Below are 3,475 nucleotides of genomic sequence, written 5' to 3' on the forward strand. Positions count from 1 at the left end.
TTCTCCGTTGGCGTGCGGAGCCGGCCGGCACCGCGGTACAGCGGCACGGCGCCCAGTCGCTCAGGGTCGAGGCCGGAGAAGCGGTGCCCCTCGCCGAAGAACTTGGTCCGGGCCAGCACCTGGAGCGTGGGGTGCGTGAACATGAACACGACCAGGAGGTCTGCCAGCGCGGTGAGGCCAAGAGTGAAGGCGAAGCCGCGGACGTTTCCAACAGCGACGAAGTACAGCACCAAGGCCGCGAGCAGGTTGACGGCCTTGGACGCAAGGACCGTGCGCTTGGCGCGCTTCCAACCGTTAGCGACGGCGGACACGAGGCCCTTGCCCTCACGAAGTTCGTCACGGATGCGTTCGAAGTACACGATGAAGGAGTCGGCTGTCTGGCCAATGGCCACGATAAGACCTGCCACACCGGCAAGGGACAGCCGGTAGTTTTCAGTCCAGCCAAGGATCGCGATGGCTAGGTATGTCAGTCCACCGGCCACAACGAGGGAGAGGATGGTGACAAAGCCCAAGGCCCGGTACTGGAAGAGCGAATAGACCACCACGAGCAGGAGCCCGATCACACCGGCCATCAGGCCAAGACGAAGCTGCTCGCCACCGAGGGTGGCGGAAATCTGTTCCTCGGACTGAATATCGAAGCTGATGGGCAAAGCGCCGTAGCGAAGCTGGTCCGACAACGCCTGTGCCGAGGCCTGCGTGAAGTTACCCGTGATCTGCGGCTTGCCATCGGTAATGACTGCGAGGGCACGCGGCGCGGAAATAACCTGGTCATCCAGGACGATGGCGAACTGGGCCTTGGGGTCGTTGCCGCCCTGCGCCTGCGATGCCACGTAGAACTGGTTGAGCCTCTGCGTAACGTCCTTGAAGGTCTTGGTGGCGTTGGCATCGAACGTGATGGTCACGCCCCACGCATTGGTGACCGAGCCCTGCGCGCTGGACGGGATCGAAGGAGGACGACACGATGTCCTGGCCCTTCACTTCGACCGGGCCAAGGATGTACTTGACGGCAGGAGTCTTGGCCGTTGCCGGCTCGCAGGTCACCAGCGGCTTGGCGGGATCCGACCGCGGCTGCTTATCCTGGGCCGGGTTGACGCAGTCCAAGGCTTCGAAGGCCTTGTAGACGTCGGCTGTGACCCAGTTGCTGTCGCTGGCGTTGGTCGGCGCAGCGGTGGGCTTGGGCAGGCTCGCGTCCGGCGTGCGGGATGCGACCGGAACGGCCGCAGGGTCACCGGTGGTGATCACTGGGCGGAAGTTCATGTCGGCAGATGCCTGGATCAGGGCACGGGTTTCCGAACTTGGCGTACCGGGAAGGCTTACCACGACGTTACGGCCGGACTGCGTGGTGATTTCCGCTTCGGCGACACCGGAGCTGTCAACGCGTTGGCGGATAATCGCGACGGCCTGGTTCAACTGTTCTTCGTTGATGCCGGTTGATCCTTCGACCTTGGGCGCGAGAATCATTTGCGTGCCGCCCTCGAGGTCAAGCGCGAGCTTTGGGGCCCAGCTGGCGTGACCAGTGATGACGCCGCCACCGAGGACTGCTGTCAGTACAGCGAATATTGCGACAAGCCAGATCAGCACCCTGCGGGCTGCATTTTTGTGGCCGGTTCGTGCCATGTTCGATCTTCCTGTTGATGACGGAACAGCCGCCGACGTGCACGGGTGAGCGCAGGCCGGCGGCGATTCATTGCCGTAGAACTATTCCCGCTTGTAGAGCGGGTACGGGCTAGTTGTCCTTCTTGCCCTCGTCGTTGAGGCGCTTGAGGGTCTCGTCCGGGGTCTCCGCGGATGCAGATGCATCGGCATCCGCGGCCGTCAGCGACGACGCGTCGTCCGGAACGTCAACTGCGGCCTCCTCGGCGGGCTCAACGATCTTGGTGACGGCCTGGCGGTGCACCGTGGCGAGGTTGCCCGGGGACAGTTCCAGGACAACCTTGTTCTCGGCGTCGTCCATCGAGACGATTCGGCCGAACAGTCCGAAACTGGTCATGACGTCAACGCCGGGGGCAAACTGGGACTGCAGCTTGGCCTGCTGTTGCTGCGTCTTCTTGTTGCGGCGGAACATCATGAAGATGAAGACGCCGAGCATGGCGAACAGCAGGATTGTCATTGGATCCACAGGGAAGTTCCGTTCTTTACTTACGTTTTTGGTTTCACGGCCATGTCTGCCCGGTGGATCCGGCGGCCGTGGAGCTTTCGCCCACTTGGCCGCACAATGCTCCGACGGGCGGGCACAGAACCAAGGACTCGAACGTGCCGAGTGTCATACCAGTCTAGAGGGTTAAGCTGAATGGATCGTGCTAACGGCCGGTGTCGATGCTTTCCGCCCCGTTTTCGCTATCCTCGAACAACGCCAGCGGGTCCTGCCCGAACACTCCTGGCGGCACGGCGTATCCGAGGTGCGTCCAGGCTGACGCCATGGCAATCCTGCCGCGCGGCGTCCGTCCCAAGAGGCCTTCGCGCACCAGGTACGGCTCAGCGACCGTTTCGACGGTCTCCGGTTCCTCCCCCACGGCGATAGCGAGGGTGGAGAGCCCTACGGGACCGCCGTTGAACTTGAGGATCAGGCTTCCAGCACAGCACGGTCCAGGCGATCCAAGCCACGCTGGTCCACCTCGTACATGTCCAACGCAGCGGAGGCGGCACGGGCATCGATTTGTTCGATGCCGTGAACCAAAGCCCAGTCCCGGACACGGCGAAGCAGCCGGTTGGCGATACGCGGGGTTCCGCGGGAACGGCCCGCAATCTCGCTGAAGCCGGCCGAGTTGACTTTCAGGTCAAGCAGTCCGGCCGAGCGGCGCAGTACGAGTTCCAGCTCCGCCACTGAGTAGAACTCCAGGTGCCCGGTAAAACCAAAGCGGTCACGCAGCGGTCCAGGCAGCAGGCCGGCCCGCGTGGTGGCGCCCACGAGGGTGAAGGGCGGCAGCTCAAGCGGAATGGCAGTGGCGCCTGCGCCCTTGCCCACCACGATGTCCACCCGGAAGTCTTCCATGGCCATGTACAGCATTTCCTCTGCGGGCCGGGACATCCGGTGGATTTCGTCGAGGAAGAGCACTTCGCCTTCAGAAAGCGAGGAGAGGATGGCCGCAAGGTCTCCGGCGTGCTGGATGGCCGGCCCGCTGCTGATGCGCAAGGGTGCGTTCATCTCGCGGCGATGATCATGGACAGAGTAGTCTTGCCGAGCCCAGGAGGGCCCGAAAGCAGGACGTGGTCCGCGCTGCGACCGCGCATCCTCGAGGCTTCCAGCACGAGCGAGAGTTGCTTTCGGACACGGTGCTGGCCTACGAAGTCGTGGAGGTTCTTCGGGCGAAGTGCGGCTTCGATGATGCGCTCTTCGGGTTCCTCTCCCCCGGTAACGAGGGACTGCTCAGCCACGGCTGCCTACCCGGTTTCCGGCGCGGGCGCGTCCTGCCCGAGCCAGCGAAGGGTTGCGCGCAGGATCTGGGCGACGTTGCCGGCGTCGGCAAGTTCCGGG

At 63.7% G+C, this 3,475-nt stretch carries 1 protein-coding gene and 2 pseudogenes; all 3 read right to left on the reverse strand.

Features of this window, described 5'->3' with window-relative positions; genetic code table 11:
- A pseudogene (secD, locus tag AHiyo1_RS15920) lies at window positions 1-1,617 on the reverse strand (protein translocase subunit SecD); the annotation flags it as partial.
- A 109-nt stretch (window positions 1,618-1,726) separates the two neighbouring features.
- Window positions 1,727-2,110: a preprotein translocase subunit YajC gene (yajC, locus tag AHiyo1_RS15925; RefSeq protein WP_059389206.1), complete on the reverse strand. Its 384-nt coding sequence runs from the start codon at window positions 2,108-2,110 to the stop codon at window positions 1,727-1,729.
- Window positions 2,111-2,300: 190 nt separating this feature from the next.
- Window positions 2,301-3,375, reverse strand: a pseudogene (gene ruvB, locus AHiyo1_RS15930) (Holliday junction branch migration DNA helicase RuvB).
- Window positions 3,376-3,475 lie beyond the last annotated feature (100 nt).

This window comes from Arthrobacter sp. Hiyo1, from assembly GCF_001263615.2.
In the GTDB taxonomy this organism is placed as follows: domain Bacteria; phylum Actinomycetota; class Actinomycetes; order Actinomycetales; family Micrococcaceae; genus Arthrobacter.

Coding starts and splice junctions, on each gene's coding strand:
- yajC (WP_059389206.1), bottom strand. CDS start 2,110: ATGACAATCCTGCTGTTCGCCATGCTCGGCGTCTTCATCTTCATGATG.